This is a genomic window from Streptomyces sennicomposti (assembly GCF_019890635.1).
GTDB lineage: Bacteria > Actinomycetota > Actinomycetes > Streptomycetales > Streptomycetaceae > Streptomyces > Streptomyces sennicomposti.
The window spans coordinates 81,611-96,713 of the sequence record NZ_JAIOAB010000012.1 but is presented as its reverse complement, the minus strand read 5'-3'; the positions used below and the strand labels follow the sequence as shown (position 1 = coordinate 96,713).

Genomic DNA, 15,103 nt, shown 5'->3' with positions numbered 1-15,103 from the left:
AGCGGCCTTGAGGAGTCATTGCCAAGTCATTGCTGACGGGCGGGACGGCGGGATAGCTTCGGCCTGCGCAACTCGTCATGTACCTGCCTGAACAGCATCGTCGCGTCGGGCGGGTCCTGCTTCCGGATGATGTGGAGACCCCATGGCTCATCTGCGTTCGAGACGTCGACTCGCCCTGGCCGTACCGGTCGTGCTGTCGCTGACCGCCTCGCTCGGCTTCCTTCCGGCGGCGGCCTCGGCCGCCCCGCGGGCGACGTCCGCCGCGCAGACCGCGGACGCGTCCACCCTCACGTACGTCGTCAACACCAAGACCGACCGTCACACGCTCGCCGACGTGCGGCGGGCGATAGCCGCGGCCGGCGGCACGGTCGTGGTGACGTACGACCGGATCGGGGTGATCGTCGCCCACTCCGCCCGTCCCGACTTCGCCCAGAAGATCCGCAAGGTGCGCGGCGTGGACTCGGCGGGCGCGACGCGGACCGCGCCGCTGCCCGCGCAGTCCACCACCGACACCGGCGCCCCGCAGCCGCTCACCGCCGCCCAGTTGAGCCGGGCGAAGACCGAGGCCGCGGCCGGCCAGGACCCGCTGGAGCCGTTGCAGTGGGACCTGCCCGCCATCAAGGCGGACAAGGCGCACGAGAAGACCCTCGGCAGTTCCAGGGTCACCGTCGCCGTCCTCGACACCGGCGTCGACGACACCCACCCCGACATCGCGCCGAACTTCGACCGCGCGGCCTCCGTCAACTGCGTCTCGGGCAAGCCGGACACCACGGACGGCGCCTGGCGGCCGAGCGCCGCCGAGAGTCCGCACGGCACGCACGTGGCCGGCGAGATCGCGGGCGCGAAGAACGGCGTCGGCATCACGGGTGTGGCGCCGGGCGTGAAGGTGGCCGGCGTCAAGGTGGGCAATCCGGACGGGTTCTTCTACACGGAGGCCGTGGTGTGCGGCTTCGTGTGGGCGGCCGAGCACCACGTCGACGTCACCAACAACAGCTACTACACCGACCCGTGGTACTTCAACTGCGCCGACGACCCGGACCAGAAGGCGCTGGTGGACGCCGTACGGCGGGCCTCGCTGTACGCCGAGAGCAAGGGCACGGTCAACGTCGCGGCGGCCGGCAACGAGAACTACGACCTGAACTCCCGCTCCATCACCGACCCGTCCTCCCCGAACGACTCCACCCCCGGGGACCGCACGGTGGACCCGCACAAGTGCTTCGACATACCCACCCAGCTCCCGGGTGTCGTCACGGTCGCGGCGACCGGCGCCAAGGGCGTCAAGTCCTCCTTCTCCAACTACGGCCTCGGCGTCATCGACATAGCCGCGCCCGGCGGCGACTCGACGGCCTACCAGACCCCGGCGCCCCCGGCGACCAGCGGTCTGATCCTCGGCCCGCTGCCGGGCGGCAAGTGGGGCTACATGGCGGGCACCTCCATGGCGAGCCCGCATGTGGCCGGTGTTGCGGCATTGATCAAGTCAACCCATCCGCACGCCCCGGCCGCGCTGGTCAAGGCGCTGCTGTACGCGGAGGCGACCGCCACGCCGTGCACCGACCCGTACGACATCGACGGGGACGGCAAGGTCGACGCGGTGTGCAAGGGGACCAAGAACCACAACGGCTTCTACGGCTGGGGCACCGCGGACGCGCTGGCGGCGGTGACCAGGTAAGGACTGAGCCCGACGAGGGTTGCGGAGCCGTGGTGGTCAAGGCAGTCATGACGGTCATGGCGGGCGTGGCGGTCATGACTACAGGTTGATTGAGTCAATACTGCATAATGGAGTCATGACTCAGATCAACTCCGCGGGGACCGCGATCAACTCCGCAGGGACAGCGATCGGCTCCGCATGGACCGCGCTGGGCGGCGACCCCGCCCTTCTCCCGCGGGTCGTCGTCGTGGAGCGGGAAGGCGCGCTGCGGGCGCGCCTTCCCGTACGGCGGCTCGCACGCGCGTGCGTGGGCGCGTGCGCGCTGGCCGCCGCCGAGCTGGGCGCACGGCGGGCCGGGCTCGGCGAGACGCCGACGGTGCGCGTGGACGACGGGGCGGTGGCCACGGCGTTCGCGAGCGAACGGCATCTCCTGGTCGACGGGCGGGCGCCCGTGAGCTTCGCGCCGCTGTCGCGGTTCTGGCCGGCGGCGGACGGCTGGGTGCGCACCCACGCCAACTACCCGCACCACCGGGAGCGGCTGCTGCGCGCACTCGGCGTCCTCGGGGCGCACGCCTTGGTGGAGACCGTCGGGGCCGCGCTCGCCAAACGGTCCGCGCTGGACATCGAGGAGAGCGTGTACGCGGCCGGCGGCCTCGCCGTGGCGCTGCGGACCCCTGAGCAGTGGGCCGCCCATCCGCAGGCGGCGGCGGTGGCCGCCCGGCCGCTGGTCGAGCGGGAGCGGCTGGACGAGACGCACGCGCGCGTGCTGCCGCCCCTCCCGGACGCCGCCGCCCTGCTGCCCGCCGCCGGGCTGCGCGTCCTGGACCTGACCCGGGTGCTGGCCGGTCCGGTCGCCACCCGCACGCTCGCCCTGCTCGGCGCGGACGTGCTGCGCCTGGACGCCCCGCACCTGCCCGAACTGGCCGACCAGCACGCGGACACGGGCCTCGGCAAGCGCTCGGCGACACTGGACCTCGCGGCGGAGCGGGTGGCGTTCGAGGAGCTGCTGGCCGCTGCGGACGTCGTCGTCACCGGGTACCGGCCGGGCGCCCTGGACCGGTTCGGTCTCTCCCCCGAGGCGCTGGCCGAGCGGCGGCCCGGACTGGTCGTCGCGCAGCTGTCGGCGTGGGGCGGGTCCGGACCGTGGGGCGGGCGGCGGGGCTTCGACAGCCTCGTCCAGGCCGCCACCGGCATCGCCGCCGCCGAGGGATCGCGGGGGCGGCCGGGCGCGCTGCCCGCGCAGGCGCTGGACCACGGCACGGGCTATCTGCTGGCGGCGGCGGTGCTGCGGGCGCTGACCGAGCAGTCCGCCGAGGGCGGCAGCCGGATCGTACGGCTCACGCTGGCGCGGACGGCGGCGTGGCTGACAAAGGCGGCGGCCGCCGGGGCGGATGCGGCGGAGGCGGCCGAAACGGCGTCAGACGCGGCCGGGGCGGCGCCCGAGGGCGACGGGACGGTCGCGGCTGCGCCGTACGACGGTCCCGGGCCGTGGCTGGCGGAGACGGACAGCCGGATCGGGCGGCTGCGGTACGCCCGCTCGCCCGTCGCCTTCGCCGGCGGCCCCGCCGACTGGACGCGCCCGCCCGGCCCCTGGGGGACGGACGCCGCCCGCTGGGTGTGAGGCGGAGGCGACGGCGGGCCCGGGGACGAGGGGCGGGCGGCGGGGGCCGGTCCGTGGTGCCGTGGAGGTCAGTCCGTGGTGACGAGCACCTTCAGGGCGACGCGCTCGTCCATGGCCTTGTAGCCGTCGGGCACGCCCTCCAGACCGACCGTCATGTCGAAGACCGGCGACGGGTCGATCGTGCCGTCCAGGATGTCGGGCAGCAGCTCCGGGATGTACGTGCGGACCGGGGCGACGCCGCCGCGCAGGGCGACGTTCCGGTTGAACATGACGCCGAGGTCGACTCCCGTGCCGCTGCCGTGGGGCACGCCGACGAAGCCGATCGCGCCGCCGTCGCGGGCGATGTGCAGGGCGGTCCGCATGGACTGCTCGGTGCCGACCGCCTCGACCACGGCGTGCGCGCCCTGGCCGCGGGTGAGTTCGCGGACCGCCTCGACGGCCGCGTCCCCGCGCTCGGCGACGACGTCGGTGGCGCCGAAGCGGCGGGCGATGTCGGTACGGGCCTCGTGCCGGCCGAGGGCGATGATCCGCTCCGCGCCCAGCCGCCGGGCGGCCAGCACCGCGCACAGCCCGACGGCGCCGTCGCCGACGACCGCGACCGTGGCCCCGGGCCGGGCGCCCGCGCCGAGGGCGGCGTGGTGGCCGGTGCCGAGGACGTCGGACAGGGTCAGCAGGGCGGACAGCAGCCACGGGTCGGAGGCGGCGTCCTCGGGCAGCCGCACCAGGGTGCCGTCGGCGAACGGCACCCGCACCGCCTCGCCCTGGCCGCCGTCGTAGCCCACCGAGCCCCAGAAGCCGCCGTGCTCGCAGGAGGTGGTCAGGCCCTCGCGGCAGTAGTCGCAGACGCCGTCGGACCACACGAAGGGGGCGACCACCAGATCGCCGGGCCGCACGCCCGTCACGTCGGCGCCGGTCTCCTCGACCACGCCGAGGAACTCGTGCCCGATGCGCTGACCGGGCTGCCGGGCCGCCTCCCCGCGGTACGCCCACAGGTCGCTGCCGCAGATGCAGGCGCGCAGCACCCGCACCACGGCGTCGGTGGGCAGCTGCACCAGCGGCTCGGGCACGTCCTCCACCCGCATGTCGTACGGGGCGTGGATGGTGGTGGCGCGCATGACGGGGTCCTTCTCACTTCACTGGGGGCGTACGGGGGTGCGCGGGGGCGCTCCCCGGCCCGGGAGCGAGCCCGGGCGCACTTCACCGTACGCCGCCTTCGAGCGCCCCGCGCACAAGGGCCCGCGGCCTGCGCGGACGGGCGCGTCAGACCCCCGTCGCGCCCAGCAGGGTGCCCGCCGCGTAGGTGACGGCCATGGCCAGCGCGCCGCCGGCCACGTTGCGCAGCACGGCCCGGCCGGGCGGCGCCGCGCCGAGGCGGGCGCTGCTGAAGCCGGTCAGGACGAGGGCGGCCAGCACGGACAGCACCGTGATCACCAGCCGCAGGCCGGCCGGCGGCAGCACGATCGCCAGCAGCGGCAGCAGCGCGCCGACCGTGAACGCCAGGAAGCTCGCCCCGGCCGCGTGCCAGGGGTTGGTCAGCCGGTCGGGGTCGATGCCCAGCTCGACGCTGGCGTGCGCGCGGAGCGCGTCGCGCTCGGTGAGCTGGCGGGCCGCGTCGCGGGCCACCTCGGGGGAGAGCCCGCGCCGTTCGAGGAGTTCGGCCAGTTCCCGCAGTTCGGCCTCGGGCTGGTCGCGCAACTCCCGCCGCTCCTCGGCCAGTGCGGCCAGCTCGGAGTCCCGCTGGGTGGACACCGACACGTACTCCCCCGCCGCCATCGACATCGACCCGGCCAGCAGTCCGGCCAGTCCGGCGGTCAGCAGCGCCGAGCGGGAGTCGGTCGCCCCGGCGACGCCGACGACGAGTCCCGCGGTGGAGACGATGCCGTCGTTGGCGCCGAGGACCGCGGCCCGCAGCCAGTTGAGGCGGGAACCGAGCGCGCCGCCGTGCGGCTCGTCATGCGTTGGTTCGGTCACAGCACGGAGGATCGCACGGCCGCGGTGCGCGGGGGGCGAGGGAGCGCGGGCGGGGCGGTCGTGCCGCGCGCCCGTCCCGCGTTGTGAACTCTGGCCCGATTTCGGCGATTTGCGCGGGGAGTGCGCGCCCGGGGCGCGGGGGTGGTCGTGAGCGGGCGCGCCGGGGGCGTGCGGGGGGCGCGCCGGGCCCCTGCGGGACGGGGGTGTCAGTCGCGGCCCGTATCCTCATGGACCATGCTCGAAGACCGCACGCTCGCAGGGGCCCTTCCCACTCCGTGGCCGGCCGCGTATCCGCAGGGATACGCGGTCGTTGACGTGGAGACCACCGGCCTGGCCCGCGACGACCGCATCATCTCGGCGGCGGTCTACCGGCTGGACGCGCGCGGCGAGGTCGAGGACCACTGGTACACCCTGGTCAACCCGGAGCGCGATCCGGGGCCGGTGTGGATCCACGGGCTGACGAGCGAGGCGCTGGAGGGCGCGCCGCTCTTCACGGACATCGCCGAGGAGTTCGCGGCCCGGCTGGCGGACCGCGTGCTCGTCGCGCACAACGCGGTGTTCGACTGGCAGATGATCGCCCGGGAGTACGCGCGGGCGCGGCGGGAGGCGCCGGTGCGGCAACGCCTGTGCACCATCGCGCTCTCCAAGGAGCTGGGACTGCCGCTGCCCAACCACAAGCTGGAGTCGCTGGCGGCGCACTTCGGGGTGGTGCAGCGGCGGGCGCACCACGCGCTGGACGACGCGCGGGTGCTGGCGGAGGCGTTCCGGCCGAGCCTGTGGGCCGCGGCGGCCGGCGGGGTGCGGCTGCCGCTGCTGGAGTGCCGGCCGCTGACCGAGTGGTCCGACCGGCCGGTGCCCCGGCAGCAGTCGGGCGGCTACGGCGGCTACCGGGCGAGCAGTTGGCGGCCGTCCCGCAAGAGGCCGGCGTGCCCCTATCCCAACCCGGGCCGTTACGAACCGGGCAAACGTCTCAAGCAGGGCATGCGGGTCGCCTTCTCCGGCGACACCTCCACCGAGCGGGAACTGCTGGAGGACCGCGCGACCGAGGCGGGGCTGCACGTCGCCACCAGCCTGTCCCGGCTGACCAGCCTGCTGGTGACGAACGACCCGGACTCGGGCACGACGAAGACGGCCAAGGCCCGCCAGTACGGCACGCCCGTCGTGGACGAGGCGGCCTTCGGCCAGCTCCTGGCGGACGTGGAACCGGCGGACGGCGACTGACGCCCGCGCGGACCGCCCCCACGGACCCGCGCGGGGCCGCCCCCGCGCACAGGACCGTCGCCACGGCCGGGACCGCCCGCACGGAGCCTGTGGCGGGTGACGCCGCGCGCGGGTGGGGGCTCGCGCGCGTACGGGTGATTGGCGGGCGACTCGCCCGCGGCCAGCGCGCCCGGACGACGGCCACCGCTCACCCTGTGGCGCATGGCGAGATGTGAAGTATGCGGAAATGACTACGGTATGACCTTCGAGGTCCATGCCCAGGGAGCGGTGCACGTCTTCGACTGCTTCGCCTGCGCGATCCACCGCATGGCGCCGATCTGCGAGCACTGCCGGGTCCAGATCATCGGACAGGGCGTCGAGGTCGAGGGCCACTGGTACTGCGGCGGGCACTGCGCCCGCGCGGAGGGGAGGGTGGGGATCGTCGACAGTGTCTGAGCCGGCGGCGACCGGGCCGGCCGGATCCGCGCCGACCGGATCCGGCTCGGGCGGGCCCGAGGACACCCCTGCCGAAAACACCCCACGGCGGGCGCGGTACCGTCGTGGGGTGTACCGCTTCCTGTTGACCCGCCAGTGGGTGATCCTGACCCTCGTGGCTCTGCTGCTCATCCCGACGATGATCTGGCTGGGTTTCTGGCAGCTGCACCGGCACGACCACCGGCAGAAGCTGAACGCGGTGATCACCGCCTCGCTGGCGGCGAAGCCCGTGCCGGTCGAGTCGCTCACCTCCGTGGGCGGGGCGGTCGCGCACGACGACATCTACCGCCGGGTGACCGCCAAGGGCCACTTCGACACGGCCCACGAGCTGGTCGTGCGCCGCCGCACCAACAGCGACGACCAGGTCGGCTACCACGTGCTGACCCCGTTCGTGCTGGCGGACGGCAGGACCCTCCTCGTCAACCGCGGCTGGATCCCCTCCCCCGCCTCGCAGACCGCCTTCCCGAAGATCCCCGCCCCCGCCCGGGGCGAGATCACGGTCACCGGCCGGCTGATGCAGGACGAGACGACGGCGGCCAGCGGCATCAAGAACGTCGCGGGGCTGCCGGACCGCCAGATCATGCTGATCAACAGCGCCCAGGTCGGCGCGCTCCTGCGGGACTCCGGCGACACCGCCGCCAAGTCCGTCCTCGGCGGTTACGTCGAACTCGTCTCCCCCGCCCCCGAGGGCGGCAGCCCCCGGCTGCTCCCCTCGCCCAAGGAGGACACCAGCTGGATCGGCGTCGGCGACATCAACCTGCCGTACGCGATCCAGTGGTGGCTGTTCGCCGCGTGCGTCCCCGTCGGCTGGCTGGTGCTGGCCCGCCGCGAGGTGCGGGACCAGCGGCAGAAGGACGGGACGGACGCCCCGGTGACGGCGGCCGAGAGCGAGACCGCGGCCGTGTAGGCGCGTGGCCGTGCGGCGCGCGACCGCCGGCCGGGCTGATTGCGGCGCGGTCCGCCGGGAAGCCGGTCATCCATGTGGCCCCGGATCGAGGACTACGCCCTCATAGGCGACCAACAGACCGCCGCGCTGGTCGGCAGGGACGGCTCCGTCGACTGGCTCTGCCTGCCCCGCTTCGACTCGGCGGCCTGTTTCGCCGGACTGCTCGGCGACGAGGACAACGGGCACTGGCGCATCGCCCCCGTCGGCGTCGACGGCCCGTGCACCCGCCGCGCCTACCGCCACGACACCCTGGTACTGGACACCGAGTGGGACACGCCCCAGGGCTCCGTCCGCGTCACCGATCTGATGCCGCAGCGCGACCGGGCCCCCGACCTGGTCCGGATCGTCGAGGGGCTGAGCGGCCGGGTGACGCTGCGCAGCACGTTACGGCTGCGCTTCGACCACGGTTCCGTCGTCCCCTGGGTGCGCCGCTGCGACGGTCACCGGGTGGCCGTCGCCGGACCGGACTCGGCGTGGCTGCGCAGCGAGCCGCCGGTGCGCACCTGGGGCGAGGACTTCGGGACGCACGCCGAGTTCGAGATCGCCGGGGGCGAGAAGGTCGCGTTCGTGCTGACCTGGCACCCCTCGCACGAACCGCGCCCGCCGCTGATCGACCCGTACGAGGCGCTGGAGCACAGCGTCGCCGACTGGCGGGCGTGGGCGGCGCGCTGCCGCTACACCGGCCCGCACCGGGACCTGGTCGTCCGCTCCCTGATCACCCTCAAGGCGCTCACCTACGCCCCCACCGGCGGCATCGTCGCGGCCCCGACCACCTCGCTGCCCGAGGAGCTGGGCGGCGTGCGCAACTGGGACTACCGCTACTGCTGGCTGCGCGACTCCACGCTCACCCTGGGCGCGCTGCTGTCGGCGGGCTACCAGGAGGAGGCCGAGGCGTGGCGGAACTGGCTGCTGCGCGCGGTCGCCGGCAACCCGGCGGACCTGCAGATCATGTACGGGCTGGCGGGCGAGCGGCGGCTGCCCGAGTTCGAGCTGCCGTGGCTGCCCGGCTTCGCCGGCTCCGCGCCGGTGCGCATCGGCAACGACGCGGTGCTCCAGCGCCAGCTGGACGTGTACGGCGAGGTCATGGACACGCTGTCGCTGGCCCGCCGCTCGGGCCTGTCGCCCAAGCCGCACATCTGGTCGATGCAGCGCGCGCTGCTGGACTTCCTGCGCGAGGCCTGGCGGGAGCCCGACGAGGGGCTGTGGGAGGTGCGCGGCGGACGGCGGCACTTCGTGCACTCCAAGGTGATGGTGTGGGTGGCCGCCGACCGGGCGGTGCGCACGCTGGAGGAGGAGCCGCAGCTGCGCGGGGACCTCGCCGGCTGGCGGGCGCTGCGCGACGAGGTGCACCGGGAGGTGTGCGAGAAGGGCTACGACCCGCGCCGGGGCACCTTCACCCAGTCCTACGGCTCGCGTGAGCTGGACGCGGCCCTGCTGCTCATCCCGCGCGTGGGCTTCCTGCCGCCGGACGACCCGCGGGTGACGGGCACCATCGACGCGGTCCGCGCGGAACTCGGCGAGGGCGGCCTGGTGCGCCGCTACAGCACCGACACGGCGGCCGTGGACGGGCTGCCCGGCGGCGAGGGCACGTTCCTGGTGTGCTCGTTCTGGCTCGCCGACGCGCTGCACATGACGGGGCGCACGAAGGAGGCCGAGGAGCTGTTCGAGCGGCTGGTGGGGCTGGCGAACGACGTGGGGCTGCTGGCGGAGGAGTATCTGGTGGACGACGGGTCGGGGGCCGGGCGGCAGCTCGGCAACTTCCCGCAGGCGTTCAGCCACATCGGCCTGGTGAACACCGCCCTCGCCCTGTACGGGGACGAGCGGGCAGGATAGGGGCCATGGATCTTGGACTGAAGGACCGGGTGTACGTCGTCACCGGGGCGACGCGCGGGCTGGGCAACGCCACCGCGCGCGAGCTGGTCGCCGACGGGGCGAAGGTGGTCATCACCGGGCGGGACGAGAAGCGGGTCGCCGACGCGGCGGCCGAACTCGGCCCGAACGCCCTCGGGGTGGCCGTGGACAACGCGGACGCCTCGGCGGCCGAGCGGCTGATCGCCACCGCGCGGGAGCGCTTCGGCGCCTTCCACGGGGTGCTGGTCAGCGTCGGCGGGCCGCCGCCCGGGTTCGTCGCGGACACCACCGACGAGCAGTGGCAGTCGGCGTTCGAGACGGTGTTCCTGGGCGCGGTGCGGCTGGCCCGCGCCGCGGCGGCGGAGCTGGAGGCCGGCGGCGTCATCGCCTTCGTGCTGTCCGGTTCGGTGCACGAGCCGATCCCCGGGCTGACCATCTCCAACGGGCTGCGGCCGGGCCTCGCCGGGTTCGCCAAGTCCCTCGCGGACGAGCTGGGGCCGCGCGGCGTGCGGGTCGTCGGGTTGCTGCCCGGCCGGATCGACACCGACCGGGTGCGGGAACTGGACGCGCTGTCCGCGGACCCGGAGGCGACGCGGGCGGCGAGCGAGTCGCGCATCCCGCTGCGCCGCTACGGCACCCCGCAGGAGTTCGGGCGCGCCGCGGCGTTCCTGCTCTCGCCGGCGGCGTCCTTCGTCACGGGCGTGATGCTGCCGGTGGACGGCGGCGCCCGGCACGGCTTCTGACCGCGCCGGCCGCCGGCCTTCCGGGACCGGAGCACCGCGCCGGCGGCCGGCCGTCGCGGGCGGACGCCTCCGGCGGCCGGCCGCGGCCGGGTCCGGACGCAGAGGTGCGGGCTATTCGCCGAGGCCCGCGAGGTCGCGCAGGCGGCGTCCCTGGGCCTGGCGTTCGGCGGTGCGCTGCTCCTCGTAGGAGCGGCCGTGGACGCCCTGGAGCAGCGCCTTGGTCTCGATGACCGCGTCGCGGGGCGCGGCGAGGATCGCCGAGGCCAAGTCGGTCGCGGCGGCGTCGAGCTGGTCGCGGGGCACGGCGATGTTGGCCAGACCGCAGCTCACCGACTCCTCGGCGGTGACGAACCGGCCGGTGACGCAGATCTCCAGCGCCCGGGCATAGCCGACCAGCCCCACCAGCGGATGCGTGCCGGTGAGGTCGGGCACCAGTCCGAGGCTGGTCTCGCGCATCGCGAACTGCACGTCGTCCGCGACGACGCGCAGGTCACAGGCGAGCGCCAGCTGGAAGCCCGCCCCGATGGCGTGCCCCTGGACCGCGGCGACGGTGACGATGTCGCTGCGCCGCCACCAGGTGAACGCCTCCTGGTACTCGGCGATGGTCGCGTCCAGTTCCTCGTCGCCGCCGCGTGCGAGGTCGAGGAAGGACGGTTCGCCGTCGAAGCCCTCCGGCGTGAACGCCTGCCGGTCGAGTCCGGCGGAGAACGACTTGCCCTCCGCGCGCAGCAGCACGACGCGGACGGTGCCCGGCAGCAGCCGGCCGGCCTCGGTGAGCGCGCGCCACAGAGCGGGGCTCTGCGCGTTGCGCTTGGCCGGGTTGGTCAGCGTCACCGTGGCGAGCGCGTCGTCGACGGTGAGCCGTACGCCGTCCTTGTCGAGAACCGGGTCGAGCGGTGCGAGGTCGTGCTCGGGCGAAGCCATGGTGCGCCTCCGATGCGTGCGGTCAGCCGCGATGCCCTGCGCGGACATCGTAAGTGACTGCACAGTAACCACCCGGCGGGCCTGCGGACCGACCGGGTGGTCACCATCGAAGCCAATGGGCCGCCCGGGATCAGGCCGAAGCGGCCTTCTTGCCCCGCGTCGCCCCGCCACGCCCACGGAGCGTGACGCCCGACTCGCTGAGCATCCGGTGCACGAAGCCATACGAGCGGCCGGTCTCCTCGGCCAACGCCCGAATGCTCGCACCGGCGTCGTACTTCTTCTTCAGGTCTGCCGCGAGCTTGTCGCGCGCGGCGCCGGTCACCCGGCTGCCCTTCTTCAGAGTCTCGGCCACCCGTGCCTCCTCATGGGAAGTGCGCTCTGGTCTCCTCATGATCACCCCTCCGGGGCCTCATGGCCACCCATTCGGCAAGGTCCGTGAGACACGGTTGTGACGACAGGAGTCCGTCCCCACAAGCGGAATAGGGCATTCCATCCGGCGCCGTTCGTACCGCCGAACGGGTTCTTCCGAGAAACACCAGGTCAGAGACGCACGACGGCCGAGCCCTTGGCAGATAAGGGCTCGGCCGGAAAATCCGTGTACGACACACCCCGATACGAGGAGATCTCACGCAGATGATGGATCACCGATGGGCCGAATGATCCATGCGGCGTTGACCAGGGCTCGTTCCGGGCGGTCGGGCGCGGGCGTCAGGCGAGGGCGACCAGGTCCGCGTAGTCGGCGCCCCACAGGTCCTCGACGCCGTCGGGCAGCAGGATGATCCGCTCGGGCTGGAGCGCCTCGACGGCGCCCTCGTCGTGGGTGACGAGGACGACCGCGCCCTTGTAGGTGCGCAGCGCCCCGAGGATCTCCTCGCGGCTGGCCGGGTCGAGGTTGTTGGTCGGCTCGTCCAGCAGCAGCACGTTGGCGGAGGAGACCACCAGGGTGGCGAGCGCGAGACGGGTCTTCTCGCCGCCGGAGAGGACCCCGGCCGGCTTGTCGACGTCGTCGCCGGAGAAGAGGAAGGAGCCCAGCACCTTGCGGACCTCGACCAGGTCCATGTCGGGCGCGGCCGACCGCATGTTCTCCAGCACCGTGCGGTCCGGGTCGAGGGTCTCGTGCTCCTGCGCGTAGTAGCCGAGCTTGAGGCCGTGACCGGGGACGACCTGACCGGTGTCGGGCTTCTCCACGCCGCCCAGCAGGCGCAGCAGCGTGGTCTTGCCGGCGCCGTTGAGGCCGAGGATGACGACCCGCGAGCCCTTGTCGATGGCCAGGTCGACGTCGGTGAAGATCTCCAGGGAGCCGTACGACTTCGACAGGCCCTCGGCCATCAGCGGCGTCCTGCCGCACGGCGCGGGCTCCGGGAAGCGCAGCTTGGCGACCTTGTCGGACTGGCGCACGGCCTCCAGCCCCGCGAGCAGCTTGTCGGCGCGGCGGGCCATGTTCTGCGCGGCTACGGTCTTGGTGGCCTTGGCGCGCATCTTGTCGGCCTGGGAGTGCAGCGCGGCGGCCTTCTTCTCGGCGTTGGCGCGCTCGCGCTTGCGGCGCTTCTCGTCGGCCTCGCGCTGCTGCTGGTAGAGCTTCCAGCCCATGTTGTAGACGTCGATCTGGGAGCGGTTGGCGTCCAGGTAGAACACCTTGTTGACGACCGTCTCGACCAGGTCGACGTCGTGGGAGATGACGATGAAGCCGCCGCGGTAGGTCTTCAGGTAGTCGCGCAGCCAGACGATCGAGTCCGCGTCGAGGTGGTTGGTGGGCTCGTCCAGCAGCAGGGTGTCCGCGTCGGAGAACAGGATCCGGGCCAGCTCGATACGGCGGCGCTGACCGCCGGAGAGCGTGTGCAGGGGCTGGCCGAGGACACGGTCGGGCAGGTTGAGCGCGGCGGCGATGGTGGCGGCCTCGGCCTCGGCGGCGTACCCGCCCTTGGTGAGGAACTCCGTCTCCTGGCGCTCGTACTGCCTGAGGGCCTTCTCGCGGGTGGCGCCCTGGCCGTTGGCGATGCGCTGCTCGTTCTCGCGCATCTTGCGGATCAGGAGGTCCAGGCCGCGGGCGGAGAGGATGCGGTCGCGGGCGAGCACGTCGAGGTCGCCGGTGCGCGGGTCCTGCGGGAGGTAGCCCACCTCGCCGGAGCGGGTGATGGTGCCGGCGGCGGGGATGCCCTCGCCGGCCAGGCACTTGGTGAGGGTGGTCTTGCCTGCGCCGTTGCGGCCGACCAGGCCGATGCGGTCGCCCTTGGCGACGCGGAAGGTGGCGTTCTCGATGAGGATGCGGGCGCCGGCGCGCAGCTCGATGCCGGTGGCGGAGATCACGGACAGACTCCAGGGCGGGTGGGGCGGGATGGACGGCTGAGGACGTTCCCGCTGGTCTAATGCGCGAGGAGAATGGCCATGCGGAACAGTCTAACGGGGGGCCGCAAGCGGTTTTCCCCGGCGTTCGCGCGGGCCCGGGGCGGACGACTCCGCCGCGCGCGCCGCCGGTGACCGGTCACCGGCGGGCGCACCCAGGCGGCGCGGGGGGCGCGCTGAGGCCGGGCGCTACGAGCGCGGGGCCGGCTGCGGGGCGTGCGAGTTCGGTGCCGGGCGGGCAGAGGTGGCGGGGCAGCCGGGCGGGCAGGTGCCGCCGCCTGCCGGGGGCGGGGCGGGCTGCCGGGCGTGCGTGATGGGCTTCGGGAGTACCGGGCCGGGCGCGAGTGGGCAGGGTGCGGGCGGGCGCGGCGGGATGTCGGGCCTGCGCGGCCAGGCGCCGGGCAGACACGAACGGCCGCAGGGTCTCCCGCCTGCGCGGCCGGGCGCCGGGCGGGCGCGGCGGGGCAGCCGGGCTGCGCGGCCGGTGCCGGGCAGGGCAGCAGGGCATCCCGGGCCGGGTGCGGGTGGGCAGGGCGCGGAGGGATGTCGGGCCTGCGCGGCCAGGCGCCGGGCAGGCGCGAACGGCTGCGGGGTCTCCCGCCTGCGCGGCCAGGCGCCGGGCGGGCGCGGCGGGGCGTCCGGGCTGCGGGACACGATGCCGGGCAGGGGCGGTCAGGCGTCTGTCCCGGACTGCGCGGCCGGTGCCGAATAGGGGCAGCGGGCGTCCCGGACTGCGGGGTGCGTGCTGGGCGGGCGGGGTCGGGCGGGGCGTCCGGTGGGCGGGGGTGCGTGCCGGGTGTGGTCAGGCCCCGGGGCGGCGGGGGGTGTCCGCGTGGGCGCGGGGCGTTGTCAGTGGGCGGTGCCACACTGGGCGGCGGGTCGGAGAAACCGGCCGAAACCGGGTCACGAGGGAGTGATCGGCATGGCGGACACGGTCGCGGGCGGGCGCCCGAGCATCTACCCGACACTGCTGTACGCGGACGCGAAGGCCGCCGTCGGACAGCTGACGGAGGCCCTCGGCTTCACGGAGCTGTCGGTGTACGAGGGCGAGGACGGCCTGGTCCAGCACGCCGAGCTGGTGCAGGGCAACGGCGCGGTGATGCTCGGCTCCAAGGGCCACGGCGGACGGTTCGACGAGGCGATGCGCGGCGCGGGCCCGGCGGGGGTGTACGTCGTCGTGGACGACGTGGACGGCCACTACCAGCGCGCGGTGGACCACGGCGTGGAGATCCTCATGCCCCCGACCGACCAGGAGTACGGGTCCCGGGACTACCTGGCCCGGGACCTCGAGGGCAACGTCTGGAGCTTCGGCACGTACGCGCCGCGCACGGAGGGCTGAGCCCGCCGCCGCGGGCCCGCGC

The 15,103-nt window shown here is 74.3% G+C and carries 13 protein-coding genes; 8 read left to right on the top strand and 5 right to left on the bottom strand.

Annotated elements, in window-relative coordinates; translation table 11 throughout:
* Positions 1-142 precede the first annotated feature (142 nt).
* The gene (locus K7787_RS10090) at positions 143-1,669 is read left to right on the top strand and encodes a S8 family peptidase (protein WP_009187914.1); all 1,527 of its coding nucleotides are present in this window, start codon (positions 143-145) and stop codon (positions 1,667-1,669) included.
* A gap of 115 nt (positions 1,670-1,784) precedes the next feature.
* Positions 1,785-3,269 (top strand): CoA transferase, encoded by a 1,485-nt coding sequence (locus K7787_RS10085; RefSeq protein WP_223001175.1) that lies wholly within the window; start codon positions 1,785-1,787, stop codon positions 3,267-3,269.
* 68 nt (positions 3,270-3,337) lie between these two features.
* Here the strand turns inward: K7787_RS10085 and K7787_RS10080 are convergent, their stop codons facing one another.
* Positions 3,338-4,384 (bottom strand): zinc-dependent alcohol dehydrogenase family protein, encoded by a 1,047-nt coding sequence (locus K7787_RS10080; protein WP_223001174.1) that lies wholly within the window; start codon positions 4,382-4,384, stop codon positions 3,338-3,340.
* Positions 4,385-4,529: 145 nt separating this feature from the next.
* Complete coding sequence (locus tag K7787_RS10075; protein WP_223001173.1) at positions 4,530-5,240, bottom strand: VIT1/CCC1 transporter family protein; 711 nt, start codon at positions 5,238-5,240, stop codon at positions 4,530-4,532.
* A gap of 234 nt (positions 5,241-5,474) precedes the next feature.
* Between K7787_RS10075 and K7787_RS10070 the strand changes: the two genes are divergently transcribed.
* From K7787_RS10070 to K7787_RS10050, 5 genes are all read left to right on the top strand, one after another.
* The gene (locus K7787_RS10070; protein ID WP_009187918.1) at positions 5,475-6,461 is read left to right on the top strand and encodes a DEDDh family exonuclease; all 987 of its coding nucleotides are present in this window, start codon (positions 5,475-5,477) and stop codon (positions 6,459-6,461) included.
* Positions 6,462-6,662: 201 nt separating this feature from the next.
* The gene (locus K7787_RS10065) at positions 6,663-6,896 is read left to right on the top strand and encodes a metallothionein (protein ID WP_009187919.1); all 234 of its coding nucleotides are present in this window, start codon (positions 6,663-6,665) and stop codon (positions 6,894-6,896) included.
* A gap of 109 nt (positions 6,897-7,005) precedes the next feature.
* Entirely contained in the window at positions 7,006-7,842 is an 837-nt protein-coding gene (locus tag K7787_RS10060; protein WP_223001172.1) for an SURF1 family cytochrome oxidase biogenesis protein, read from the top strand.
* Positions 7,843-7,914: 72 nt separating this feature from the next.
* A complete protein-coding gene (locus K7787_RS10055; RefSeq protein WP_223001171.1) occupies positions 7,915-9,714 on the top strand; it encodes a glycoside hydrolase family 15 protein in 1,800 nt (599 codons plus the stop codon).
* A 5-nt stretch (positions 9,715-9,719) separates the two neighbouring features.
* On the top strand, positions 9,720-10,475 hold the full coding sequence (locus K7787_RS10050; RefSeq protein WP_223001170.1) for an SDR family oxidoreductase: 756 nt from the start codon (positions 9,720-9,722) through the stop codon (positions 10,473-10,475).
* Positions 10,476-10,586: 111 nt separating this feature from the next.
* On the opposite strand, the gene K7787_RS10045 is transcribed toward K7787_RS10050, so the two are convergent.
* The 3 genes from K7787_RS10045 to K7787_RS10035 all read right to left on the bottom strand — a co-directional run bounded on the left by K7787_RS10045 (position 10,587) and on the right by K7787_RS10035 (position 13,706).
* The gene (locus tag K7787_RS10045) at positions 10,587-11,399 is read right to left on the bottom strand and encodes an enoyl-CoA hydratase/isomerase family protein (protein WP_009187923.1); all 813 of its coding nucleotides are present in this window, start codon (positions 11,397-11,399) and stop codon (positions 10,587-10,589) included.
* Between the two features lie 130 nt (positions 11,400-11,529).
* The gene (locus tag K7787_RS10040) at positions 11,530-11,751 is read right to left on the bottom strand and encodes a helix-turn-helix domain-containing protein (RefSeq protein WP_018567695.1); all 222 of its coding nucleotides are present in this window, start codon (positions 11,749-11,751) and stop codon (positions 11,530-11,532) included.
* A 356-nt stretch (positions 11,752-12,107) separates the two neighbouring features.
* On the bottom strand, positions 12,108-13,706 hold the full coding sequence (locus K7787_RS10035; protein WP_223001169.1) for an ABC-F family ATP-binding cassette domain-containing protein: 1,599 nt from the start codon (positions 13,704-13,706) through the stop codon (positions 12,108-12,110).
* A 958-nt stretch (positions 13,707-14,664) separates the two neighbouring features.
* On the opposite strand from K7787_RS10035, the gene K7787_RS10030 reads away from it, so the two are divergent.
* Positions 14,665-15,081: a VOC family protein gene (locus K7787_RS10030; RefSeq protein ID WP_043261662.1), complete on the top strand. Its 417-nt coding sequence runs from the start codon at positions 14,665-14,667 to the stop codon at positions 15,079-15,081.
* Positions 15,082-15,103 lie beyond the last annotated feature (22 nt).

Bases quoted from the DNA above. Each gene is read 5' to 3' on its own strand.
- K7787_RS10055 (WP_223001171.1), top strand. From the start codon at position 7,915: ATGTGGCCCCGGATCGAGGACTACGCCCTCATAGGCGACCAACAGACC.
- K7787_RS10070 (WP_009187918.1), top strand. From the start codon at position 5,475: ATGCTCGAAGACCGCACGCTCGCAGGGGCCCTTCCCACTCCGTGGCCG.
- K7787_RS10045 (WP_009187923.1), bottom strand. From the start codon at position 11,399: ATGGCTTCGCCCGAGCACGACCTCGCACCGCTCGACCCGGTTCTCGAC.
- K7787_RS10080 (WP_223001174.1), bottom strand. From the start codon at position 4,384: ATGCGCGCCACCACCATCCACGCCCCGTACGACATGCGGGTGGAGGAC.
- K7787_RS10050 (WP_223001170.1), top strand. From the start codon at position 9,720: ATGGATCTTGGACTGAAGGACCGGGTGTACGTCGTCACCGGGGCGACG.
- K7787_RS10030 (WP_043261662.1), top strand. From the start codon at position 14,665: ATGGCGGACACGGTCGCGGGCGGGCGCCCGAGCATCTACCCGACACTG.
- K7787_RS10065 (WP_009187919.1), top strand. From the start codon at position 6,663: ATGGCGAGATGTGAAGTATGCGGAAATGACTACGGTATGACCTTCGAG.
- K7787_RS10085 (WP_223001175.1), top strand. From the start codon at position 1,785: ATGACTCAGATCAACTCCGCGGGGACCGCGATCAACTCCGCAGGGACA.
- K7787_RS10090 (WP_009187914.1), top strand. From the start codon at position 143: ATGGCTCATCTGCGTTCGAGACGTCGACTCGCCCTGGCCGTACCGGTC.